The organism is Streptomyces sp. NPDC059850 (genome assembly GCF_042731515.1).
GTDB lineage: Bacteria > Actinomycetota > Actinomycetes > Streptomycetales > Streptomycetaceae > Streptomyces.
Genome location: NZ_JBHWJI010000016.1, coordinates 138840 through 162503, shown reverse-complemented (window position 1 = coordinate 162503; position 23664 = coordinate 138840). Strand labels below are relative to the sequence as shown.

The following is a 23664-nucleotide window of genomic DNA, read 5'->3' as shown; positions in this document are numbered from 1 at the left end:
ATGCGGTGGGCATTACTGGCAGGCCTCGCAGGACTCGGGGTTTTCCAGGGAGCAGGCGACCGCGTCGGCCTCGGCGGGCGTCTGCTGGGTGGGGACGGCGGCCGTGGCGGCGCCACCGCGGGCGCTCTGGGCGATCCGGGTCGCCGGGCGGGAGCGCAGGTAGTACGTGGTCTTGATGCCGCGCTTCCAGGCGTACGCGTACATCGAGCTGAGCTTGCCGATGGTCGGCGCGGCCATGAAGAGGTTCAGCGACTGGCTCTGGTCGAGGTACGGCGTACGGGCCGCCGCCATGTCGATCAGGGCGCGCTGCGGGACCTCCCACGCGGTGCGGTACAGGTCGCGGACGTCCTGCGGGACCCAGGACAGGTCCTGGACCGAGCCGTTGGCCTCGCGCAGCGCGTCACGGGTCTGGGCGTCCCAGACGCCGAGCTTCTTCAGGTCGTTCACCAGGTAGTTGTTGACCTGGAGGAACTCACCGCTGAGCGTTTCGCGCTTGAACAGGTTGGAGACCTGCGGCTCGATGCACTCGTACACGCCCGCGATGGAGGCGATGGTGGCGGTCGGCGCGATCGCCAGCAGCAGCGAGTTCCGCATGCCGGTCACCGTCATCCGCTGCCGCAGCGCCTCCCAGCGCTCGGGCCAGGTGGCCTGCGCGTCAGCGTAGTGGTCCGGGTGGAGGACGCCGCGCGCGGTGCGGGTCTCGGCCCACGCCGGGTGCGGGCCGTGGCGCTCGGCGAGGTCGCAGGACGCCTCGTACGCGGCGAGCATGATGCGCTCGGAGATCCGCGTGGAGAGCGCCTTCGCCTCGGGCGAGTCGAACGGCAGCCGCAGGCGGAAGAAGACGTCCTGGAGGCCCATCAGACCGAGCCCGACCGGACGCCAGCGGGAGTTGGAGGCCCCGGCCTCCTCCGTCGGGTAGAAGTTGATGTCCACCACGCGGTCGAGGAAGGTCACGGCGGTGCGGACGGTGCGGTCAAGACGCTCCCAGTCCATCTCCCCGTCCTCGCCAAGGTGCTGGGCGAGGTTGACCGAGCCGAGGTTGCAGACGGCGGTCTCGCCGTCGTTGGTGACCTCCAGGATCTCGGTGCACAGGTTGGAGGAGTGGACGACCTTGCCCGGCTCGGCAGTCTGGTTGGCGGTGCGGTTGGCGGCGTCCTTGAACGTCATCCAGCCGTTGCCGGTCTGCGCGAGGGTGCGCATCATCCGGGAGTACAGCTGGCGCGCCGGGACCTGCTTGAGCGCCCGCCCCTCGGCCTCGGCCTTCCGGTACGCGGCGTCGAACTCGTCGCCCCACAGGTCGACCAGTTCGGGCGCGTCCGCCGGGGAGAACAGCGACCAGTCGGCGTCCGCCTCGACCCGGCGCATGAACTCGTCCGGGATCCAGTGCGCGATGTTGAGGTTGTGGGTGCGGCGGGCCTCTTCGCCCGTGTTGTCCCGCAGCTCCAGGAACTCCTCCAGGTCCGCGTGCCAGGTCTCCAGATAGACACAGGCCGCGCCCTTGCGACGGCCGCCCTGGTTGACGGCGGCCACGGAGGCGTCGAGCGTGCGCAGGAACGGCACGATGCCGTTGGAGTGCCCGTTGGTGCCGCGGATCAGCGAACCGCGGGCGCGGATGCGGGAGTACGACAGACCGATGCCGCCCGCGTGCTTCGAGAGGCGCGCGACCTGGTGGTAGCGGTTGTAGATCGAGTCCAGCTCGTCCAGCGGCGAGTCCAGCAGATAGCAGGACGACATCTGCGGGTGCCGGGTGCCGGAGTTGAACAGCGTGGGGGAGCTGGGCAGGTACGACAGCGTGCTGGTCATCCGGTACAGCTCGGCGACGTCGCCCAGCGCCCGCTCGGACGGGTCCTCGGCGAGCCCGCAGGCCACCCGCAGCAGGAAGTGCTGCGGGGTCTCGATCACCTGACGGGTGATCGGGTGGCGCAGCAGATAGCGGCTGTGCAGGGTGCGCAGCCCGAAGTAGCCGAAGCGGTCGTCCGCGCCGTCGGCCAGCGCCTGGTCGACCAGCGCGTCCAGCCGGGTGGCGTGGGTGGTGACGAACTCGGCGGTGGAGTCGGCGATCAGGCCCTCGCGGTGGCCCACGGCGACGGAGGCCGAGAAGGATTCCGCGCCCTGCCCGGCCGCCTCGTCGGCGATCGCGCGGGTCAGCAGCCGCGCGGCGAGCTTGGAGTACTCCGGCTCCTCGCCGATGAGCCCGGCCGCCGCCTCGGTCGCCAGGGAGCGCAACTCCGCCTCGTCCGAACCGGAGTGGCGGCCGCGCAGGGCGGCGGCCGCGACCCTGCCGGGGTCGGTGGCGGGCAGGTCGGCGGTGAGCGCGGTCAGGGTCCGCAGCAGGGCGGTCCCGGGCGCGTCGGCCGCTGCCATAGAGTCCGCTGCCTCTGAAACCGGATCGGCGGGCGCGATGGTCACTGAAGTGTTCTCCCTCGCTCGGCTGGGGGCCTGCGAGGGCGGTGCGCGATGGCCGCTTACGGGCATGCCGATTCCGCTTCAGGGCACACCGCGCAGCGTCCATCGACCCAACCCACGAGGCCCGGACGTATGCAGACGGCCGTCGGCAGGTCATCGGACTCACGGGTGCGCAAAAGCGCACACGTACACCGTTGCGGGACAGTTCCGGATTCCCACCGGATTCCCCTGCGGCGACAGCGAGCACGAGCATACATCTTGTGTCGCGCTGCGCACGCGCCCCCAGATGTTGTGTCGTCAGCTGGGTGGATTCGCATAGATGTGCTAGTCGCGTCAGGCTTTGGCCGCGCCGGAAGCCCCCTGGAAGCCTGCCGGAATCCCGCCGGAATCCCAGGGAAAACTAGCTCGCCGGGCCGCTCGTCCGCCATTCGTCCAGGGCACGGGCGAGGCGGTCGCGGTAGCCCGCGTAGCCGTCCTCGTACGCGCCGCGAAGCTCCGCCCGGGGCTCGACGGTACGGGACGCGGAGCGCCAGTGCGGGGCGTCCACGGGGTCGCCGAGGGACCGCCAGGCGACCGCCGCCGCGCCGCGCGCGCCGACTTCCGGCTCGTCCGGGACGGCCGCGGGGTGACCAATGACATCCGCGAAAATCTCCGTCCACGCGGCGGAGCGCACGCCCCCGCCGCACAGCGCGAGCCGCCCCGAGAGCCCGGCCGCCTCCAGGCAGTGGCGGGCCGCGTAGGCGACGGCCTCGCAGACGGCCCGTACGGCGTCGGCGCGGCTGGTGCCGAGGCCGAGGCCGTCCAACCGGCCCTGGGCGGCGGGCTCCACGAAGGGGGCGCGTTCCCCGGCGCCGGACAGGAAGGGCAGTGCGGTCACGCCGCCCGCGCCCGGCGGGCTCTGGCCGAGCAGGGTGTCCAGCTCGGCCGTGGTCGTCCCTGTGAGATCGAGCACCCAGCGCAGCGCGGCGGTGCCGACCATCGCGGGCATCGCGCGCAGCCAGCGGTCCTGATCCGGGACGCACAGCCACATTCCGGCCGGATCGGCGGCCGGGTCCACCACGGCGCGGTCGGTGAGCACCTGACAGGCCAGCGTGGTGCCGACGATGAGCAGCCCGTCGCCCACGTCCCGCACCCCGCTGCCGATGGCGCACGCCGGAAGGTCGTACGGGCCGGAGACGACGGGCAGTCCGGGCGGCAGCCCGGTCAGCCGGGCGCCTTCGTCGTCCAGCGCGAGGACGGTGCCGGGCGCGGCGGGCGGCGGCAGCAGCCGGGCGTGGTCGCCCAGCCCGCACAGCTCCAGAGCGGCGGGCACATACGTACGGGTGGTGACGTCGAGGAACGGGAGGGAGGCGTCCGAGGCGTCCACGGTGATGACACCGGTCAGCCGCTGGGCCACCGCGTCCACGCAGTACCCCGCGACCGACGCCCGCTCCAGCGCCGCCGGTTCGTGCTCGGCCAGCCAGCGCAGCAGCGGGGCGTGGCAGCCGGGGAACAGTCCGGAGCCGGTGAGGGCGTAGAGGGCGGTGAGCGTGCCGTCGGCGCGCCAGCGGGCGACGGTCTCCCCTCCCCGGCCGTCCAGCCAGGAGATCGGCGGACGCACCGCCCGGCCCGCCTCGTCGCGCAGCCACAGCCCGTCGCCCTGGCCGGTGAGCGCGAGCGCGGCGGGTGGCGCGGGGAGCGCGGCGGCGACCTCGCGCACCACCTCGGCGACCGTGCGGAGCACGTCCTCCAGGTCCTGTTCGACCCGGCCGCCGGGCAGCCGGTCCAGTCGGCTGGGGCGGGCGGCGGAGGCGAGGGCGACCCCGTCGCGACCGAAGGCCACGGCCTTGGTGACCGAGGTGCCGACATCCACTCCGATGATCGCGCGCATGGCCTGCTGCCCTCCGGAACCTCGGTGTCCCCTCACATCAGCGATGCTAGATTTAACATCAGAGACGTGATGAGGCAATGGTCCAGGCACTGGCCGACACACCGGCTGGCCGACGCACAGGGGAGCCCCGGATGACCGCCCGACTGCTGCTCGTACGCCACGGAGAGACCGCGTGGCACGCGGAGAACCGGTACGCCGGAACCTCGGACATCGCGCTGACCGAGCGCGGCCACGGGCAGGCGCGGGCCCTTGCCCACTGGGTGCGGGGGCGCGGGATCGACGCGGTGGCCTGCTCCCCGCTCGGCCGGGCGCGGCACACCGCGGAACCGCCCGCGACCGCCCTGTCCCTGGTGCCCGAAGTCGTCGAGGATCTGCGCGAGATGGACTTCGGCTGGGGCGAGGGCCGCACCCTCGCCGAGATGGAGGCGGAGGACGCGGCGGCCGTCCGGGCGTTCCGTGAGGACCCCGACGCCGGGGCCTTCCCCGGCTCGGAGCGGCCCGGCGAGGCCGCGGCCCGGGCCGTCGCCGCCCTGCGGCGGCTGGCCGCGGCACATCCGGACCGTACGGTGCTCGTGGTGGCGCACAACAGCCTGCTGCGGGTGGCGCTGTGCGCGCTGCTCGGCATCCCCGTGGGCCGCTACCGCACGGTCTTCCCCCGGCTGGACAACGCGGCGGTGACCGAGATCGGGATCGACGGCGACCGCACGGCGCTGCGCTCCCTGAACGTGCCGACGGGCGGCGTGCCGACCGGTGACGTGCAGACGGGCGGCCCGACGACCGGCGGCATGAGGGGAGAGGCCCGCCCATGACCACCGCCCGCTCCCAGGAGGCCCGCAGACAGGCCATCACCGAACACGTCCTCGCGCACTCCACCGCCACCGCGGCCGAGCTGGCCGACCTCACCGGGGTCAGCCTGATGACCGTGCACCGGGACCTGGACGAGCTGGCCCGGCTCGGCGTACTGCGCAAGTTCAGGGGCGGGGTCTCGGCCTTGCCGTCGTCGGTCTTCGAGTCCAGCCTCGCCTACCGGATGGGTGCCCACCGGGCCGAGAAGGAGGCGGTGGCCGCCACCGCCGCGGAGCTGGTCGAGCCCGGGATGTCGGTCATGCTGGACGACTCCACGACCGCCCTCGCGCTCGCCCGGCTGCTGGTGGGCTCCACCCCGCTGACGGTGGTGACCAACGCCCGGCGGGTGATCGAGGTCTTCGCCGGGGCGCCCCGGATCCGGCTGATCGGGCTCGGCGGGGAGTACTCGCACACCCATGACTCCTTCCTCGGCGTGCCGTGCGCGGAGGCCATCGGGGCGCTCTCGGTGGACCTGGCGCTGGTCAGCACCTCGGCCATGGACGCGACGACCACGTACCACCAGGAGCAGGACGTGGTGCTGGTCAAGCGCGCCATGCTCGCCGCCGCCGCCCGCACGGTGCTGCTGATGGACGCGTCCAAGACCCGGCGCACGGCGCTCCACCGGCTGCGCCCGCTGGCCGACTTCGACCATCTGGTGGTGGACGGCGGGGCGGACGCCCGGCTGGTGGGGGAGTGGCGGGAGCGCACGGATGTGAGGATCGCACCCAGCCCTTCTTAACGTCACCAGTGTGAACTTAACGCGATACGTGAGAGGCGTGATGCGTGATGTCCGACCGGGCCGAGGTCGTCGCGGGGATCGACATCGCCACGGCGGCCGTGCGGGTGGTGTGTACGGACGCACACGGGCGCGTACGGGCGCGGGGCGGCGCCCAACTCCCGCCCCCGCGCCGGGGCGAGGGCGGGCGCAGCGAACAGGACGCCACGGCCTGGTGGCCCGCCGTCGCGTCGGCCCTGCGCCAGGCCACCGGGGCCCTTCCGGCGGGCGGCCGGGAGGTCGTGGCGGTGGCCGTCGCCGCCACCTCCGGCACGATCGTCCTCGCGGACGGCCGGGGCGAACCGCTCGGCCCCGCCCTGATGTACGACGACCGCCGCGCCGCCGGTCTCAACGCCCGCGCCCAGGAGGCGGGCGCCGAGCGCTGGCGGGCCCTCGGCCTGTCGGTCGCCCCGACCGCCGCCCTCGGCCGCATCGCCTGGCTCGCGGGTGGGGAGGGGGTGGCGGGCGCCCCGGGGCTGTCAGATGCGGATCGGCATGCCCATACCCTTGGGCATCGGGCCCATGGGAACCGGCATGTTGCTCATGAGGTCGTCCGGCGCTCGCAACAGGTCGTGCGCGGCCGCCACCTCCTCCACACCCCCGACCTCGTCGGGTGGCGGCTCACCGGCGGGCCCGTCGCCACCGACTGGTCCCACGCCCTCAAGAGCGGCTACGACGCGCGCGCCGGGGAGTGGCCCGGCGAGGTCTTCGACGCGCTCGGCGTACCGGCCCGGTGGCTGCCGTCCGTCCAGCCCCCGGCCACCGCCGTCGGCACGGTGTGCGCGGACGCCTCGGCGGAGACCGGGCTGCCGACCGGGTGCGCGGTCCGGCTCGGCATGACCGACGGCTGTGCCGGACAGCTCGCCACCGGGGCCGTGCGGCCGGGGCAGTTCGTGGGGATCCTCGGCACCACGTACGTCCTCAAGGGCGTCACCCGGGACCTGGTCGCCGACCCCTCCGGCGCGCTCTACAGCCACCGCCACCCCGACGGCTGGTGGCTGCCGGGCGGCGCCTCCAACACCGGCGGCGAAGCCCTCGCACACCTCCCGTCCGACCGGCTGCCCACGCTCGACCGCGCCGCGGCGGACCGGGGCCCGGCCTCCGTGGTCGCGTATCCGCTGTGCCGCGAGGGCGAGCGATTCCCGTTCGTCAGCGGCACGGCCAGGGGCTTCGTCCTCGGCACTCCGGCCGACGACGCCGACCGGCACCGCGCCACGCTGGAGGGCTTGGCCTTCCTGGAACGTCTCGCACTGGAGCGGGCGGCCGACCTGGGCGTGGCGGTCGAGGGTCCGCTGTGGGCCGCGGGCGGCGGCAGCCGCAGCGCGCTGTGGACCCGGATCCGCGCCACCGTGCTCCACCGCCCCCTGCGCGTCGCCGAGCATGCCGAAACGGCCTTCGGCGCCGCCCTGTTGGCCGCCTCCGGGACGCTCCACCCCGACCTCACGGCGAGCGCCGCCGCGATGGTCCGCCCGGGCCGGGACGTCGCACCGGACGCGCGCGAGCACGCCGCGCTCGACGCCTCGTACGCCACGTTCACCGAGGCGCTGCGGGAGCGCGGCTGGCTGCCGCGCTAGAACCGCACGGTGAACGCCCACAGACCGACCTCCGGGACCGGGTACCAGTCCCGCTCCGGCGCGCGCCGGAAGCCCAGCCGCTGGTAGAGCCGGTGGGCGGTGGTCATCCTGGGGTGGGTGGACAGGACCATGCCCCCGAGCCCCAGCTCCCGCGTCCGGTCCATACAGGCCCGCACCAGCGCCTCGGCCGCCCCGCGCCGCCGGGCCTCGGGCCGCACCGCGAGCATCCGGAACTCGCTCTCGTCCGGACGGGCCAGCTCCGCGTACGTCCCCCCGTGCACGGCGAACGCCAGCGCCCCCAGCACCACGCCATCGCTGACAGCGACCAGCACCTCCGATCCGGTGGCCCGCTTCCGCGCGTTGCGCAGCTCGTCGAGATACGGGTCTTCGGCCCCGAAGTCCAGCAGCCCATCGCCGAGGTACACGGCCGCCGTGAACTCCCCGATGTCGTCCAGTTCCTCGTCCCGTGCGCGTCTGATCGTGACATCCATGTCCGCAGTCTGCCGCACGCCACCGACAACCGGGCCGTCACCGGGTGACGGTGCTGATCACCCCGGTGGAACCGGCGCGCTTGTTGGCCGCCTCGGCTTCCTGGTACGTGACGTAGCGGCGGACCGTGCCGTCCGGCAGCGTCAATTGGTAAAGGACACTTCTCGGCGGCGATGCGCCGCCGCAGTTGCAGCCCATGGATGCTCTTCCTTTCCGTCGCGTCAGTCCAGTCAGTCGCGTCAGTCCAGCCACCGCGATGCCACACCGGCGAGATAGGAAAGCGTCAGGGCGGTGGCCGGGATCTGGAACCACGCGGTGGCGTCCAGCGAGTAGGCGTAGAAGGCGGTGGCCACGGCCACCCAGGTGCTGGTGCACCAGCCGCAGTTGACCAGATAGGTGACCGGGGAATCGTCGCCGAAGCGGTCGGCGACCCGGGTCCGGAACCCCGCCGCCAGCGTGTCCTTGGTGATGAAGCGGGTGATGCGGCAGGTGGCGCCGAGGGCGAGAAGGAACGCTGCAAGGCTCATCGGATCGTTCCCTAATGGTGCGATCCCTATCGGTGCGATGTAGTTATTACAAGCACGATGGGCCCCAACAGGCGATACCCCGTCAGAAGATTCCCCCGAATGGCCGAGCGTTCGTCATATGAATGCGCCACCGTGCGAGCCCGTGTGCGCCAAACGAGTGATGGGTGTTCTGAGGTCTTGAGCGATACGGATGTGCGTGGATAACTGGAAAGTGGCATCGAGGCTGCCCCATACCTCGTCAGCCATTCAGGAGCCGGGAATTCGCTCCGTTGCTCCCGCCTCACTCGTGCACCGTTCCTGCGCCCCGCTCGGCGGCCCACCAGCTTCCCTTTCCTCCGCTGTCGGCCTGCGTGCGCCCAGTGCACCTCATCTGACCCTTCCCCGGGAGGACGCATCATGACCTCGACCGCTCTCGTGCCCACCGCCGCACCCACCGCGGGCTACTGGCCCCCGAATCCGGTGGGCCCGCCGCTGCTGCTGTCCGTGGTGCCCAACTCGGGCCCCACCAGCGGCGGGAACCTCGTCCAGCTGACCGGGACGAACCTGCGCAACGTCATCAGCGTGACCTTCGGCGGCGTCCCCGCCACCATCGTCAGCCAGCCCTACGCCAGCGCCCAGCAGGGCAACGACTGGCCCGGTGGCGGCGGCTGGGGCGGCGGTGGCGGCGGCTGGGGTGGCGGCGGTGGCGGCTGGCCGGGGTACCCCAACCCCACCACCGACGTCGTCGTGGTGATCGCCCCGCCGCACGCGGCCGGGACCGTCCAGGTGCTCGTCACCACCACCGCCGGCACCAGCAACAGCCAGCCGTACACCTACGTGGCGCCGCCCCCGCCCACCGCCACCTCCATCACCCCGGCCGTGGGCCCGACCACCGGCGGCACCGTGTTCGTGGTCAACGGCACCAACCTGAACACGGTCACCAGCATCACCTTCGGCGGTGTCCCGGGGAGCATCCTGGCCGTGAACCCCGCCGGGACCCAGCTGGTCGGCATCACTCCGGCGGGCCCGGCGGGCGGCGGCACCGTCGCCGTGGTCCTCAGCGGCCCCGGTGGCGCCACCAGCATCCCGGGCGGGTTCACCTACTTCGTGGCTCCGCCCCCGCCGGTGCCCGTCAACATCGTTCCCAACACCGGACCGGCGGCCGGCAGTACGGCGTTCACCGTCAACGGGACCAACCTCGGCGGCGTGCTGGGCGTGCTGTTCAACGGCGTTCCCGCCACCGGCGTGGTCGCCACCGCCACCACGGTCACCGGCGTCACCCCGCCCGGAGTGGCCGGTGCCGCGACCGTCACCCTGGTGACGGCCTTCGGAACCGCCACCGTCCCGGGCGGCTTCCTGTACGTGTGACGCGTATGAGCCGTACGGCACCGGCAGCCGGGGCGCCCCGGCTGCCGGTGCCGACGTGTGCCGACGCGTCCTAGACGGCGCCGTGGTGGCCGCCGCCCGGCCGGTGGTGGTCGAAGGCGAGCACCGGCCCCGGGGTGACCAGGAACGGCCGCATCATCGCCATGTCCTCGTGCTCCAGGATGTGGCAGTGGTACATGAAGCGGCCCGTCGCCCCGGTGTAGCGGCCGATGACATTGACCATCTCGCCGCCCGCGACCTGGATGGTGTCCTTCCAGCCCCGCTCGCTCGGCGCCACCTCCAGCTCACCGGAGTACGTGACCGGCGTGCCCTCGCGGGTTCCGCCCAGCGCCGGGTCGAAGCCCGTCGCCGCGTACGACTGACGGCTCATCGCCTGGAAGCTGATCAGGTGGATGTGCATCGGGTGGGTCGGGCCGCCCAGGTTCAGGAAGCTCCACTGCTCCCAGGCGTCCAGCTCGACGCTGAAGCCCATGGTGTCGTCGAAGGAGCGGGCGATCCGCCGGTACGTGACCGTCGCGCCCTTGTCGTTCCTGACCTGGATCACCCCGTCCCCCGGGGCCGTCGCCTCGGACGCCGGGACCTCCTCCAGCTCCCAGATCTCCGGGTGGCCGTTGCCGCCGACCGTGCCGGGCGGGGTCAGCGCGATGACCCGGTGCCCGTGCGAGGGGGCGTTGGCGTGGGTGAGCCGCTGGAACGAGGAGAGCACCTTCGGCAGCACGAAGCGGTCGCGGACCCGCTCGCGGCCCACCCGGAACCGCATCACCTGCGGATACGGCACCCCCCTCGCCTCGTCGGCCTCGCCCGGACGCTTCCCGGCCGGGGTGTTGACCAGCCGCAGGCTGCGCCCGCGCAGCCGGGAGAAGTCGATCAGCAGGTCGAGCCGTTCGGCGGGGGAGATGGACACCGGGGCGTCGAGGTCCACCGGGCGGTCCAGCAGCCCGCCGTCGGTGCCGATCTGCTTGACCGCCCCGGTCACCTGCTCACCGGTCTCCTCGTCGATCAGCGCCAGCCGGTAGAAGCGGGCGTTGGACGCGTTGACCACCCGGAACCGGTACCACCGCGCCTCGACGTCCAGGTACGGCCAGATCACCCCGTTGACCAGTGTGTACGGCCCGGAGAACGGCGTGGTGATGTTGCGCCCCTCGGGGTCCTGGCCGACGGTCTGCACCTTGTGCAGCAGCCGCCCGGTCAGCCGTCCGTCGGGGTCCGTGTCGAGGTTGCGGTCCATCAGGACCAGCGGCACCTCGTACTCGTCGCGCGGCAGCCGCAGCGCGTCCTCCTCCTCGTCCCGGATGAGGTACATGCCCGCCAGGCCGGAGAACACGTTCCACCGGGTGATGTGCATGGCGTGGTCGTGGTACCAGAGCGCCGTCGCACGGCAGTCGTTCGGGTACTCGGAGAGCTGGGAGTCGCCGGGCGTGACCGCGTTCTGCGCCCACCCGTCGTTGCCCGCGCCGGTCGGGGCGCCGTGCAGATGCGTCACCGACCACGGGGTCAGCTCCGCCACGCCCTTGACCTCCTCGGCACCGGCCTCGTCGTGGCCCGGCGCGTTGACCGCGGGCGGGGTGGCGAGAGGTACCTCGTACGCGGTCACCGGGTACGCGCCGGACAGCCGGTTCGTCCAGGCCACGCGCAGCCGCTGCTTGCGGCGCACCTCGATGGTGGGCCCGGGGAAGTGCCCCTCGTAGGTCCACACCCGGGTCGGCGGCAGCTGTGAGTGCAGCCGCACCCAGGTGGCGCGCAGATCGACGTTGATCCCCTGAAGCGCCTTGGCCTTCCCCGGCCGCAGCCGCGGCGGTATGCGCAGGGCGTCCATGAAGGGCACCAGCCCCGCGGCGGGCGCGGCCGGAGCGCTCTGCTCCGCCGTCTCCTCGGAAGTGTTCTGGACAGGAGAAGTGTTCTGGACAAGCGTGTCGGACATGGGCGAAACCCCCGTGTGTGTTTCCCTCGTGACACCGTTGGTCGTCGGCGTCACACCTTTCGCCCTTCCAGACGGGCAGGGGGCGCACGGGAGTTGCGTGGAAGATGGCGGAATACGCCATTCTGGGCAGAATTGGCCGGAACAAGAGGGTGGATTTGGGGCGTCCGGTCCGGTGTTACGTTGGAACACGGTGCCCTCGGCACCCCGGACGAGCGCGTCGTACCCGGTCACGACAAGACGGCGTAGTCAGCGTGTCTGTTGCTACGTGAGGTTCCTGTCATGGCGTGGATTCTTCTGATGCTGTCCGGTCTCCTGGAGACGGTCTGGGCGGCGGCGCTCTCGGCGTCGCACGGTTTCAGCCGTCTTCGCCCCACTCTGCTGTTCGTCGCCGCCGCCGCGCTGAGCATGGCTGGGCTGTCCTACGCGATGCGCTCCATCCCCATCGGCACCGGCTACGCGGTGTGGGTCGCGATCGGAGCGGTGGGCACCGCGGTCTACGGAATGATCGCGCTCGGTGACCCGGTGAGCGCGGGGCGGATCGTCTGCCTGGGCCTGATCGTCAGCGGTGTGGTGGGCCTGAAGCTGCTGCACTGAGCGGACAGACGAAACGGGCCGCCGCCTCCCGCGAGGAATCCCGTGAGGAATCCCGCGCAGGAGGCGGCGGCCCGCCGTGGAACATCGATCTCAGTGGCCGCCGGGCGCGCCCGCCGTCGCCGGGGGCAGGTCGGCCTGGACGCCGGGCTCGCCCGCGTCCGCCGTGTAGTCCGACGCGGACGTCTCGTCCACGCCGTCGGGGGCCTTCAGCGCCCGCAGGACGACCGTGAGCACCACGGTGACCACGATGTTGAGGACGAAGGCGGTGAAACCGATGTAGCCGATCTCGCCGATGCCCGGGATCTCGTCCGAGCTGCCGCCGAAGTGCTTCTGGGTCGGGCTGGCCACGCCGTACGCCGCGAGCGTGCCGTAGAGCATGCCGACCGCCCAGCCGCCGAGCAGCGCCCACCGGTGGAACCAGCGGGTGAACAGGCCGCCCACCAGGGCCGGGAAGGTCTGCAGGATCCAGATGCCGCCCAGCAGCTGGAAGTTGATCGCGACGGTCTTGTCCATGGTCAGGACGAAGGCCAGCGCGCCCACCTTCACCAGCAGCGAGGTCAGCTTGGAGACCTTGGTCTCCTGCGCCGGAGTGGCGTCCGGCCGCAGGAAGTCCTTGTAGATGTTGCGGGTGAACAGGTTCGCCGCGGCGATGGACATGATGGCCGCCGGGACGAGCGCGCCGATGCCGATGGCGGCGAAGGCGACCCCCGCGAACCAGTCGGGGAACATGTTCTCGAAGAGCTGGGGGATCGCCAGCTGTCCGTTCTCCACCTTCACGCCTGCCGCGATCGCCATGAAGCCGAGCAGCGCCAGCAGGCCCAGCATCAGCGAGTACAGCGGCAGGATGGTCGTGTTGCGGCGGATCACCTCACGGCTGCGGCTGGAGAGCGTGGCGGTGATCGAGTGCGGATACATGAAGAGCGCCAGCGCCGAGCCGAGGGCGAGCGTGGCGTAGCCCCACTGCTGGTTGTCGCCGCTGGCGAGCGCGCCCTTGGGCTGCCCGGTGGCCGGATTCTCCTGCGACAGGGCGTGGCCCGCCTTGGCGAAGATGTCGTCGAAGCCACCCAGCTTGATCGGGATGTAGATGATCGCCACCGCGATGACGATGTAGATCAGGGTGTCCTTGACGAAGGCGATGAGCGCGGGGGCGCGCAGCCCGGACGAGTAGGTATACGCGGCGAGCACACCGAAGGCGATCAGCAGCGGAAGGTCCTTGATGAACCAGTTGGTGTCCTCGCCGCCGCCCACGCCCATCACGTCCAGCACCGCCTGGATGCCGACGAGCTGGAGGGCGATGTACGGCATGGTGGCGAGGATGCCGGTGACCGCGACGGCCAGCGAGAGCCCCTTGGAGCCGAAGCGGCCGCGGACGAAGTCCGAGGTGGTGACGTATCCGTGCTTGTGCGACACCGACCACAGCCGGGGCAGGAAGGTGAAGATCAGCGGATACACCAGGATGGTGTACGGCACCGCGAAGAACCCCGCCGCGCCCGTCGCGTAGATCGCCGCCGGGACGGCGACGAAGGTGTACGCGGTGTAGAGGTCGCCGCCCAGCAGGAACCAGGTGATCCAGGTGCCGAAGCTGCGGCCGCCGAGCCCCCATTCGTCGAGGTTGTCGGAGTTCTCCGCGGCCCGCCAGCGGGCGGCGAGGAAGCCCATCACCGTGACGGCGAGGAAGAAGAAGATGAAGACGGCGAGCGCGACGCCGTTCACGCCGTCGTTCATGCGGAACCGCCTCCCTTGCGCGCCCGCTTCTCACGGCGGACCAGGACGTACGCGGTCGACGTCAGCGCGGCCGAGATGGGCACCCAGGCCATCTGGTACCAGTAGAAGAACGGGATGCCGATGAAGGTGGGCTCGATCTTCGCGTACGAGCCGACCCACAGCATCGCCACGAAGGGCGCGACGAGACAGAGCGCGATCACGACACGCGAGAGCGTGACGACCGGTCTCCTGTCTGGGGGCGTGGCGGACGTGTCTGGCATGGCGGCGGGCTCCCGTCCCCTCGGCTCATCACCTGCGACCTGAGTGATCAGCGCTGATCAGACGTGCTGATCATGCACGCTGATCATTTGTGCAGTGCGCAGGAATCTAAGCCCGGGGACCGGCAGCCGTCACTACCCGTCCGCATATCGGTATGAGAAAGAAGCGGAGCCGAGGGGCGAGGTCAGCCGTTCGGGCGCTGGAGCCGGGCCACGAATTTGTAGCGGTCGCCGCGGTACACCGAGCGCACCCACTCCACCGGATCGCCCGCCGCGTCCAGCGAGTGGCGCGAGAGCATCAGCATCGGCAGCCCGACGTCGGTGCCCAGCAGCCCGGCCTCGCGCGGGGTGGCCAGGGAGGTCTCGATGGTCTCCTCGGCCTCGGCCAGGTGCACGTCGTACACCTCGGCCAGGGCGGTGTAGAGCGAGGTGTACTTGACCAGGCTGCGGCGCAGCGCGGGGAAGCGCTTGGCCGACAGATGGGTGGTCTCGATCGCCATCGGCTCACCGCTGGCCAGCCGCAGCCGCTCGATGCGCAGCACCCGGCCGCCGGTCGCGATGTCCAGCAGCGCGGACAGCCGCTCGTCGGCGGTGACATAGCCGATGTCCAGCAGCTGGGAGGTGGGTTCGAGGCCCTGGGCGCGCATGTCCTCGGTGTACGAGGTGAGTTGGAGCGCCTGGGAGACCTTGGGCTTGGCGACGAACGTGCCCTTGCCCTGGATCCGCTCCAGCCGCCCCTCGACGACCAGTTCCTGGAGCGCCTGCCGCACGGTGGTGCGGGAGGTGTCGAACTCGGCGGCCAGGGTGCGCTCCGGGGGTACCGGGGTGCCGGGCGGCAGGGTCTCGGTCATCTCCAGCAAGTGGCGCTTGAGGCGGTAGTACTTCGGGACGCGCGCGGTGCGCGTCCCGGCGGAGCTGCTGCCGCTCTCGGCGGTGGCCGCCGTGGCCGTCGCCGCCATTGCCCCCTCGGTCTCCATCGCGCCCTTTCCGACGTCTGGTGTGCTGCCGTCACCGGCCTCTGATGATTTCAGCGGCTCACATCGTGGCACGCCCTGGGTCCGGGGTGGCTTCGCTGCCCGGATGTCGAGAGATGTCGGTCCGGTAACGGACCCCGAAGCGGCGTTGTCCACGCTTGACACCCCTATAGGTCGAGAGACACTCTGCAGTGAAGTGGTCTAAACCATTAAACCTCTCAATCGGCGATGTGGGGAGTAGGGCGCCGTGACGTGTGACCTCATGGCGGCGACGGAAGTCGCGGCAACGCTGGTGTCGCTGGACTGCCTTCCGGCGCGCTGAAGGGAAGATCCACGTCCATGACGACCCTCGCGCACGGCTCGGCCACCCTCACCCGGAACGCCCTCACCGTCCTCCAGCCCGGCTTCACCGGCACCTGTGCCCCCGACTGGCTGCGGCGGCGGCTCGGCGAGGGGCTCGCCTCCGTCGCGCTGTTCGGCCGCAACATCGCCTCGCCCGAACAGGTCGCCGCGCTCACCGCCCAGCTGCGCGCCGAGCGCGACGACGTGCTGGTGGCGATCGACGAGGAGGGCGGCGACGTCACCCGTCTGGAGGTACGCGGCGGCTCCTCCTTCCCCGGCAACCTGGCCCTCGGCGCGATCGACGACACCGGGCTGACCCACTCCGTCGCCCGCGAACTCGGCCGCAGGCTGGCCGCCTGCGGCATCAACCTCAACTGGGCGCCGTCCGCCGACGTCAACTCCAACCCGGACAATCCGGTCATCGGTGTCCGCTCCTTCGGCGCCTCGCCCCAGCTCGTCGCCCGGCACACCGCCGCCTGGATCGAGGGGCTGCAGGGCGCCGGGGTCGCCGCCTGCGCCAAGCACTTCCCCGGGCACGGCGACACCGCCGTCGACTCCCACCACGCCCTGCCGCGCATCGACGCCGGGCCCGACACCCTGGCCGCCCGCGAACTGGTGCCCTTCCGCGCGGCCGTCGCCGCCGGTACCAAGGCCGTGATGAGCGCGCACATCCTGCTGCCCGCGCTCGACCCGGCCCTGCCCGCCACCCTCAGCCCGGCCGCCCTCCACGGGCTGCTGCGCGCCCCGGTCGTGGACGGCGGGCTCGGCTTCGACGGCCTGATCGTCACCGACGGCATCGAGATGCGGGCCGTCGCCGACGCGTACGGCATCGAGCGGGGCAGCGTCCTCGCCATCGCCGCCGGGGCCGACGCGATCTGCGTCGGCGGTGGCCTCGCCGACGAGGACACCGTGCTGCGGCTGCGGGACGCGCTGGTCGCGGCCGTACGCGCCGGGCGGCTCCCCGAGGCGCGGCTGGCCGAGGCGGCCGGGCGGGTCCGGGCCCTGGGGGAGTGGGCGAGGAGTGCCGGAGGGCCGGACGCCGCGCGGGGCATCGCGCCCGCCCCGGAGGTGGGGCTCGCCGCCGCCCGCCGCGCCCTGCGGATCACCCCGGCGGCGGGCGCCCCCGCGTACCGGCCCCCGGCCGGACCCGTCTTCGTCGCCGCCCTCACCCCGGTGGCCAGCATCGCGGTGGGCGACCAGACCCCCTGGGGCGTCGCCGCCGAACTGACCCGGCTGCTCCCCGGCACCACGACCGCCGCCTATGGCCCCGAGGACACCGCGGCGCAGGAGGTGTCCGCCGTGGTCACGCGGATGCTCGACGCGGCGGCGGATCGTAGGATCGTCGCTGTGGTACGCGACGTCCACCGCCACGGCTGGATGGCCGGCGTCCTGGACGCCCTGCTCGCCGCCCGGCCCGACACGGTCGTCGTGGAAATGGGCGTGCCCCAGGCACCGCCCCTCGGCGCCCCGCACATCGCGACGCACGGCGCCGCCCGCGTCTGCGGGCAGGCGGCCGCGGAAGCCATCACCGGCATCACTCCTGGCGTCATCACCGGCGTCACCACCGGCAACGAGGCCGGGCACTGACACTCCACGCATCGCCCGCACAGCCCACTGGAGGCACCCAGTATGTCCGCCACGACGACGGACCCGCGCAGAGATCAGCCGGGCCGGATCATGTCCGGCGAGATGAACGAGCAGCCCGCGGTGTTGCGCCGCATTCTCGACCAGGGCGCTCCGAAGATCCGCGAGATCGCCGAACGGATCGCCGCGCGCGCACCGCGCTTCGTCCTGCTCACCGCCCGGGGCACCTCCGACAACGCGGCGCTGTACGCCAAGTACCTGCTCGAAGTGCTGCTCGGCAAGCCGTGCGGCCTGACCTCCATGTCCACCACCACCGCGTACGGCGCGCGGCAGGACCTCACCGACGTCCTGGTGATCACCGTCAGCCAGTCCGGCGGCTCCCCGGACCTGGTCGCCTCCACCGAGGCCGCCCGGGCCGCCGGGGCGATCACCCTGGCGGTGACCAACAACGCGGACTCGCCCCTGGCCGCCGTCTCCGAATTCCACATCGACGTGCTGGCCGGGCCCGAGAAGGCGCTGCCCGCCACCAAGACTTACACCGCCGAACTCCTCGCCCTCTACCTCTTCGTCGAGGGGCTGCGCGGCGGCGATGGCGCGCACGCCAAGGTGCTGCCCGACCTCGCCCAGCAGATCCTGGACCGCCGGGCCGAGGTGAAGCAGCTCGCGGGCCGCTACCGGTTCGCCGAGCGGATGGTCCTCACCTCCCGGGGCTACGGCTATCCCACCGCCAAGGAAGCCGCCCTGAAGCTGATGGAGACCAGCTACATCCCGGCCCTCTCCTACTCCGGCGCCGATCTGCTGCACGGCCCGCTCGCCATGGTCGACAACATCTCGCCGGTGATCGCGATCGTCACCGAGGGCAAGGGCGGCCAGGCGCTGCAGCCCGTCCTGGAGCGGCTGCGCGGCCGCGGCGCGGATCTCGTGGTGATCGGCAGCCGGGCCGAGGTGGACCGCGCGTCCGCCGGATTCGCCCTGCCCACCGAGGGGGTCGCCGAGGAGGTCCAGCCGATCCTGGAGATCCTGCCGCTGCAGATGCTGGCGTACGAGGTGACCATCGCCCGGGGGCAGGACCCGGACGCGCCGCGCGCGCTGGCGAAGGTCACCGAGACCCGCTGAGACGGCTGCTGCGTAAAGGCCGTGAAAACACCCGCGGGCCGCGGCGCCGGGGCGGGACCCTCAACCCACCCGGCACCGCAGCCCGGAGCTCGTCGGCCGAGCAGCCGACCACAAGAGGCGTACGGAGCGGTCAGGGCAGAGCGCGCCGCGTGCCTCGATCCGCCCTCCTGTGCGGGGAGAGCGAAGATCGCATCGTTGGCCATTCTGGACTAGACCAGTATCTTCTGTCCACGCTTATGTGCGAATCGGCTTATCCCGCGTCCGGGTAGGCTCGCAGTGTGCCCTCCATGAACGATCTCGTGCACCAGCACACCGCCCTCGACGAATCCGACCTTGAGTGGCTTCACCTGCTGGTATCGGAGTGGCAGCTGCTCTCCGACCTCTCCTTCGCCGACCTTGTGCTGTGGATCCCGACCAGCGACGGCACCCGCTATGTCTCGGTCGCACAGATGCGGCCCAACACCGGGCCCACCTCCTATCAGGACGACATGGTCGGCCATCTCGTTCCCCGTGGCCGCCGTCCCATGCTCGATGCCGCGCACGACGAGGGCCGGATCGTCCGCGAGGGCGATCCCGAGTGGCGAGAGGAGGTCCCGGTCCGGGTGGAGTCCATCCCGGTCCGCCGGGAGAGCCGGGTCCTCGGCGTGATCGCGCGCAACACCAACCTGCTGACCGTACGGACCCCCAGCCGACTGGAGCTGACCTACCTCCAGAGCGCGTCCGACCTGGCCCAGATGATCGCCGCTGGATCGTTTCCCTTCCCCGGCCAGCAGGTCGACATGGACGCCTCGCCGCGCGTCGGCGACGGGCTGATCCGGCTCGATGCGGACGGCGTGGTCCAGTACGCCAGCCCCAACGCCCTCTCCGCCTACCACCGGCTCGGGCTCGCCGCCGACCTCGTCGGCCACCACCTGGGCGAGACCACCGCCGAACTGGCCCCGGCGCGCGGCCCGGTGGACGAGGCCCTGGTCAAGCTGGCCAGCGGCTGGGCGCCGCGCGAGTTCGAGGTCGAGAGCGGCGAGAACGGCGTCATCCAGCTGCGGGCCATCCCGCTCAAGCCCAAGGGTGTGCACATCGGCTCGCTCGTGCTGCTGCGGGACGTCACCGAACTGCGCCGCCGCGAGCGGGAGCTGATCACCAAGGACGCCACCATCCGGGAGATCCACCACCGGGTGAAGAACAATCTGCAGACGGTGGCCGCGCTGTTGCGGCTGCAGGCCCGCCGGATGGACTCCGCCCAGGGGCGGGAGGCGCTCAACGAGGCGGTGCGCCGGGTCGGTTCGATCGCGATCGTCCACGAGACGCTGTCCCAGACGCTGGACGAGCGGGTCGAGTTCGACGACATCGCCGACCGGGTGCTGGCGATGGTGGCCGAGATATCGCCCGGCAAGGTCACCGGCCGCCGCACGGGACGGTTCGGCATCCTCGACGCCGAGGTGGCCACCCCGCTGTCCATGGTCCTCACCGAAGTGCTGCAGAACGCGCTGGAGCACGGCTTCGGGCCGGGGGAGCAGGGCACGGTCGAGGTCTCGGCGGTGCGCGGCGGCACCGGCGAGGAGAGCCGGTTGATGGTGATCATCCAGGACGACGGGCGCGGGCTGCCCGAGGGGTTCGACCCCCAGCGCGCCGGAAACCTCGGCCTCCAGATCGTCCGCACCCTGGTGGAGGGCGAACTGGGCGGCACCTTCGACATGGTGCCCGCTCCGGAGCGCGGCACACGTGTGGTCCTCGACATACCGGTGGCCGCCGAGAAGTCCTGAGCCGCTTCACCGGGTTCATCGGCCGGACAACGCACTGAGCCCCGGACCGGGATGGTCCGGGGCTCAAAAGCTCACGTTGCTGTGCGCATCGGGGCTACTGCGCGCTGCGGCTCGGGGGCCACGGGGCGTATCAGGGTCAGGCGCTGGCGTTCCGCGCCCGGTTCCGAGCGGCACGGCGCTTCATGGCGCGGCGCTCGTCCTCGCTGAGTCCACCCCAGACGCCGGAGTCCTGGCCGGACTCAAGCGCCCACTGCAGACACTGCTCCATGACGGGGCAGCGGCGGCAGACGGCCTTGGCTTCCTCGATCTGCAGCAGCGCAGGACCGGTGTTGCCGATGGGGAAGAACAGCTCGGGGTCTTCCTCGCGGCAAACGGCGTTGTGACGCCAGTCCATGGCTGCTCCATCTCCTCGTATTGCGGGCTTGTTGCTTGTGAATGTGAACGCTTTCACGAATCCCCTGACAAGGACAGGGACGCCGCCAGTTTGGGCGCTGGTGCGTTCCCGTGGGTTTGAGGAGGGGGTTCGGGCTCTCAAGGGGGCCTTTCGTCCGGCCGTCCCGATCGCCAAGAAGAGATTCGCAAACCTCGGCGGCGGATACAACCCCTTCCGGAAAGTTTTTTTTGATTCCTTGGTGTCGGCTGTATCACAGCCGTACTTCCCGTGGGTGGATCCCAGCCTAAACGTTCGACTACAAGGACTTTATGGGGTCTGACTCACACAATCACACGCAGTGCACGGCGTACGCCTGTGAACGTCACGCTCGTACGCAGTCCTAGGTGGTCTCCGTCCATCTGGAACGGCAGTGGCGCCTGGGATTGCAAGGTGAAGTCCGTCAGATCGTGCAGCCCTACCACATGCTTGCCGTGGGGTCCCCGGTCGGGTGTCGACATCGCCAGCTGAGCTGCGTAGCGGGTCATCGCGGGCGCCGACAGCTTGCCGAGTCCCAGCACGTCAAGGGCGGTGTCGAAGGACGCGCGCGGCGCGGCGTAGATCGGGCGGTTGCCCAGGAAGGTCCACGGGGAGGTGTTGCAGACTATGGACAGCGCCAGGTCCCTGATCGGGTCCTGGCCGGGCCGCCCGAGGGTGATGCTGCCGTGCCGCCGGTTCGGTTCCCCGAAGAACTGGCGCAGCATCTGCCGTATGTAGAGGGCGTGGGTCGAACGCTTGCCGCGTTCGCGCTGCTGCTCGACCCGGCCGATCACGCTCGCGTCGAAGCCGAAGCCCGCGCAGAAGGTGAACCAGCGGGCGGGCACCGACTCGTCCGGGGTGCCCGGCGTACCGGCCGCGAGCCCGAGGCCCACGGTGCGCTCGGTGCCGTCCCGGAGCGCGTCCAGCAGGGCGCCGGTCGCCTCGACGGCGTCGTTGGGCAGACCGAGGGCGCGGGCGAACACGTTGGTGGAGCCGCCGGGGACCACCGCGAGGCGCGGCAGTTCGCCCGGTGCGGGGCCGTTGTGCAGCAGCCCATTGACGACCTCGTTGACGGTGCCGTCGCCGCCGAGGGCCACGACCAGCTCATGGGTGCCGCCGTCGACGGCGCGGCGGGCCAGGTCGCGTGCGTGCCCCCGGTACTCCGTGGTCGCCACGTCGAGCTTCAGATCGCTGGCGAGCGCGTGGAACAGGACGTCACGGGTGCGGGCACTGGTGGTGGTTGCTGCCGGATTGACCACGAGGAGTGCGCGCATGGGCGCCAGCCTACCGACCCGCCGGGCCGACCCCCGAACCCCGGGCCCACCCGCCGGGGCCGTGCGGCCGCTACGCTGCTGGGGTGAGCAGGAAGAAGCCCGCCCCCGGCAAGTCCGCCCCCGGCAAGACGGCCAAGGCCACCAAGACCGCCGAGACGCCCGCCCCCGCCGCCGAGACCGCCGACGCGTCGCCCGCCGGGCCCCGTCCGGCGCGGCTGACCGTGGCCGCGGTGCTGGCCGCCGTCGAGGGCCTGGTGCTCGTGGGGTTCGGGGTCTACGTCCTGATCATGGGCCTCGCCGGGAACCCTGAGAGCCCGGAGCAGGCGGAGACCCTCGGGATCACCGTGCTCGCCCTGGCCCTGCTGCCGCTGCTGGCGGCCCGTGGGCTGTGGCTGCGGCGCCGCTGGAGCCGTGGCCCCGCGATGATCACTCAGCTGATGGCGCTGCCGGTGGCCTGGACGCTGGTGCAGAACGGCGGCGGGCTGATCATCATCGGTCTGCTGACCGCCATCGCGGCCGTCACCGTCCTGGGCATGCTGATCAACCCGACCGCGACGGAGGCGCTGGGTATCGGCCCGCGCGACGCCTAGAAGTTCCCCACCCCGCCCCTTCCCGAACCGGGGGCAAGCCCCCGGGCCCCGAGCCGGGGCTCCGCCCCACACCCCGCCGGGGCTGCGCCCCTGGGCCCCGCCGGGGCTCCGGCTCCTAGACCCCCGCCGGGGCTTCGCCTCTGGACCTCCGCCGGGCTCCGCCCTGGACCCCGCTGGGGCTCCGGCTCTTGGACCCCCGCTGGGGCTCTGCCCCTGGGCCTCGCCGGGCTTCGCCCCTCGGCTCCGCCGGGGCTCCGGCTCCTGGATCCGTTCTTCCGCTGGAGCGGCTGGCCGTGTGGGCAAGGTTGTGCCCGGGGGTGGCCCCGGGCACTGCTCGCTACTCCTCGACCAGGAGCCGGTCCCGCAGCTGGGCCAGGGTGCGCGCCAGCAGCCGGGAGACGTGCATCTGGGAGATGCCGACCTCCTGCGCGATCTGCGACTGCGTCATGTTCCCGAAGAAGCGCAGCAGCAGGATCTTCTTCTCGCGCGGCGGCAGATCCTCCAGCAGCGGCTTGAGGGATTCGCGGTACTCGACGCCCTCCAGCGCCTCGTCCTCCGCGCCGAGGGTGTCGGCCACCGCCGGGGACTCGTCGTCCGTGTCCGGTACGTCCAGCGACAGCGTGCTGTACGCGTTGGCGGACTCCAGGCCCTCCAGCACCTCTTCCTCGGAGATGGCCAGATGCTCGGCCAGCTCATGGACGGTCGGGGCGCGCCCGTGCCGCTGGGACAGCTCGGCGGTGGCCGTCGTCAGCGAGAGCCGCAGCTCCTGGAGCCGACGCGGCACCCGCACCGCCCAGCCCTTGTCACGGAAGTGCCGCTTGATCTCGCCGACGACCGTGGGGGTCGCGTAGGTCGAGAACTCCACACCGCGGTCCGGGTCGAACCGGTCGACGGACTTGATCAGTCCGATGGTGGCCACCTGGGTCAGGTCGTCCAGCGGCTCGCCGCGGTTGCGGAAGCGCCGGGCCAGATGCTCGACCAGGGGCAGGTGCATGCGCACGAGGTTGTTGCGCAGCTCGGCCCGCTCCGCGGAGCCGTCGGGGAGCCCCCGCAGCTCGACGAACATCGCCCGCGCGCCGCTCCGGTCGTGCGGATCGTGCGGCTGCGGATCGTGCTGCTGACGCACCTGCTCCTGCTCGTGCTGATCCATGTGGTCCGCCCGCTCTGGTCGGTCTCCTGCCGCCTCCGAGTCCGCGGGATGCGGTCGGGCCGGCGGGTGCGGGATGGCCGGGGTACGTACTCCCCGCGATGATGCAGTGCTCACGG

20 protein-coding genes and 2 riboswitches are annotated in these 23664 nt (G+C 71.8%); of the genes, 9 read left to right on the top strand and 11 right to left on the bottom strand.

Features of this window, described 5'->3' with window-relative positions; all coding sequences use genetic code 11:
* Positions 1-12: 12 nt before the first annotated feature.
* On the bottom strand, positions 13-2409 hold the full coding sequence (locus ACFV9T_RS16000; protein WP_385440486.1) for a ribonucleoside-diphosphate reductase subunit alpha: 2397 nt from the start codon (positions 2407-2409) through the stop codon (positions 13-15).
* Between the two features lie 126 nt (positions 2410-2535).
* Positions 2536-2676, bottom strand: a riboswitch (cobalamin riboswitch).
* 130 nt (positions 2677-2806) lie between these two features.
* Positions 2807-4276, bottom strand: coding sequence for an FGGY family carbohydrate kinase (locus tag ACFV9T_RS15995; RefSeq protein WP_385440538.1), 1470 nt, complete (start codon positions 4274-4276; stop codon positions 2807-2809).
* Positions 4277-4407: 131 nt separating this feature from the next.
* Here ACFV9T_RS15995 and ACFV9T_RS15990 point away from each other — a divergent pair, with 131 nt between their 5' ends.
* Genes ACFV9T_RS15990 through ACFV9T_RS15980 form a run of 3 tightly spaced genes read left to right on the top strand, consistent with a single transcriptional unit; the run spans position 4408 to position 7471 of the window.
* Positions 4408-5085 (top strand): histidine phosphatase family protein, encoded by a 678-nt coding sequence (locus ACFV9T_RS15990; protein WP_385440484.1) that lies wholly within the window; start codon positions 4408-4410, stop codon positions 5083-5085.
* Positions 5082-5861: a DeoR/GlpR family DNA-binding transcription regulator gene (locus tag ACFV9T_RS15985; RefSeq protein ID WP_385440482.1), complete on the top strand. Its 780-nt coding sequence runs from the start codon at positions 5082-5084 to the stop codon at positions 5859-5861. The genes ACFV9T_RS15990 and ACFV9T_RS15985 overlap by 4 nt, the downstream gene beginning before the upstream one ends.
* Before the next feature lie 47 nt (positions 5862-5908).
* Positions 5909-7471, top strand: a complete 1563-nt coding sequence (locus ACFV9T_RS15980) for an FGGY-family carbohydrate kinase (protein ID WP_385440536.1) — start codon at positions 5909-5911, stop codon at positions 7469-7471.
* Here ACFV9T_RS15980 and ACFV9T_RS15975 read toward each other — a convergent pair.
* Complete coding sequence (locus ACFV9T_RS15975; protein WP_385440480.1) at positions 7468-7962, bottom strand: GNAT family N-acetyltransferase; 495 nt, start codon at positions 7960-7962, stop codon at positions 7468-7470. The two genes, ACFV9T_RS15980 and ACFV9T_RS15975, sit on opposite strands and share 4 nt — an antisense overlap.
* A gap of 237 nt (positions 7963-8199) precedes the next feature.
* Positions 8200-8487, bottom strand: a complete 288-nt coding sequence (locus tag ACFV9T_RS15970; protein WP_385440478.1) for a hypothetical protein — start codon at positions 8485-8487, stop codon at positions 8200-8202.
* A 396-nt stretch (positions 8488-8883) separates the two neighbouring features.
* On the opposite strand from ACFV9T_RS15970, the gene ACFV9T_RS15965 reads away from it, so the two are divergent.
* Positions 8884-9834, top strand: coding sequence for an IPT/TIG domain-containing protein (locus ACFV9T_RS15965; protein WP_385440476.1), 951 nt, complete (start codon positions 8884-8886; stop codon positions 9832-9834).
* Positions 9835-9904: 70 nt separating this feature from the next.
* Here ACFV9T_RS15965 and phsA read toward each other — a convergent pair whose 3' ends face one another.
* Entirely contained in the window at positions 9905-11773 is a 1869-nt protein-coding gene (gene phsA, locus ACFV9T_RS15960; protein WP_385440474.1) for an O-aminophenol oxidase PhsA, read from the bottom strand.
* Between the two features lie 185 nt (positions 11774-11958).
* Positions 11959-12020, top strand: a riboswitch (guanidine-III (ykkC-III) riboswitch).
* 32 nt (positions 12021-12052) lie between these two features.
* Here phsA and ACFV9T_RS15955 point away from each other — a divergent pair.
* Positions 12053-12367, top strand: coding sequence for a DMT family transporter (locus ACFV9T_RS15955; protein WP_385440473.1), 315 nt, complete (start codon positions 12053-12055; stop codon positions 12365-12367).
* A gap of 90 nt (positions 12368-12457) precedes the next feature.
* Here ACFV9T_RS15955 and mctP read toward each other — a convergent pair whose 3' ends face one another.
* The 3 genes from mctP to ACFV9T_RS15940 form a co-directional block, all read right to left on the bottom strand.
* Complete coding sequence (gene mctP / locus ACFV9T_RS15950) at positions 12458-14092, bottom strand: monocarboxylate uptake permease MctP (RefSeq protein WP_385440470.1); 1635 nt, start codon at positions 14090-14092, stop codon at positions 12458-12460.
* Complete coding sequence (locus ACFV9T_RS15945) at positions 14089-14352, bottom strand: DUF3311 domain-containing protein (protein ID WP_385440469.1); 264 nt, start codon at positions 14350-14352, stop codon at positions 14089-14091. Before ACFV9T_RS15945 ends, mctP begins: the two co-directional genes overlap by 4 nt.
* Positions 14353-14534: 182 nt before the next feature.
* On the bottom strand, positions 14535-15308 hold the full coding sequence (locus ACFV9T_RS15940; protein WP_385440467.1) for a GntR family transcriptional regulator: 774 nt from the start codon (positions 15306-15308) through the stop codon (positions 14535-14537).
* Between the two features lie 354 nt (positions 15309-15662).
* Between ACFV9T_RS15940 and ACFV9T_RS15935 the strand changes: the two genes are divergently transcribed.
* From ACFV9T_RS15935 to ACFV9T_RS15925, 3 genes are all read left to right on the top strand, one after another.
* Positions 15663-17252, top strand: a complete 1590-nt coding sequence (locus ACFV9T_RS15935) for a glycoside hydrolase family 3 protein (protein WP_385440465.1) — start codon at positions 15663-15665, stop codon at positions 17250-17252.
* A gap of 42 nt (positions 17253-17294) precedes the next feature.
* Positions 17295-18365 (top strand): SIS domain-containing protein, encoded by a 1071-nt coding sequence (locus tag ACFV9T_RS15930; RefSeq protein ID WP_385440462.1) that lies wholly within the window; start codon positions 17295-17297, stop codon positions 18363-18365.
* Between the two features lie 287 nt (positions 18366-18652).
* On the top strand, positions 18653-20125 hold the full coding sequence (locus tag ACFV9T_RS15925; protein ID WP_385440460.1) for a sensor histidine kinase: 1473 nt from the start codon (positions 18653-18655) through the stop codon (positions 20123-20125).
* A gap of 136 nt (positions 20126-20261) precedes the next feature.
* On the opposite strand, the gene ACFV9T_RS15920 is transcribed toward ACFV9T_RS15925, so the two are convergent.
* Both ACFV9T_RS15920 and ACFV9T_RS15915 read right to left on the bottom strand, forming a co-directional pair.
* Positions 20262-20519, bottom strand: coding sequence for a WhiB family transcriptional regulator (locus ACFV9T_RS15920; RefSeq protein ID WP_003953983.1), 258 nt, complete (start codon positions 20517-20519; stop codon positions 20262-20264).
* A gap of 320 nt (positions 20520-20839) precedes the next feature.
* The gene (locus ACFV9T_RS15915; protein WP_385440458.1) at positions 20840-21808 is read right to left on the bottom strand and encodes a diacylglycerol/lipid kinase family protein; all 969 of its coding nucleotides are present in this window, start codon (positions 21806-21808) and stop codon (positions 20840-20842) included.
* Between the two features lie 83 nt (positions 21809-21891).
* On the opposite strand from ACFV9T_RS15915, the gene ACFV9T_RS15910 reads away from it, so the two are divergent.
* Positions 21892-22398: a hypothetical protein gene (locus ACFV9T_RS15910; RefSeq protein ID WP_385440457.1), complete on the top strand. Its 507-nt coding sequence runs from the start codon at positions 21892-21894 to the stop codon at positions 22396-22398.
* Between the two features lie 337 nt (positions 22399-22735).
* Here ACFV9T_RS15910 and ACFV9T_RS15905 read toward each other — a convergent pair whose 3' ends face one another.
* Complete coding sequence (locus ACFV9T_RS15905) at positions 22736-23662, bottom strand: RNA polymerase sigma factor SigF (RefSeq protein ID WP_385440455.1); 927 nt, start codon at positions 23660-23662, stop codon at positions 22736-22738.
* Positions 23663-23664: the final 2 nt, after the last annotated feature.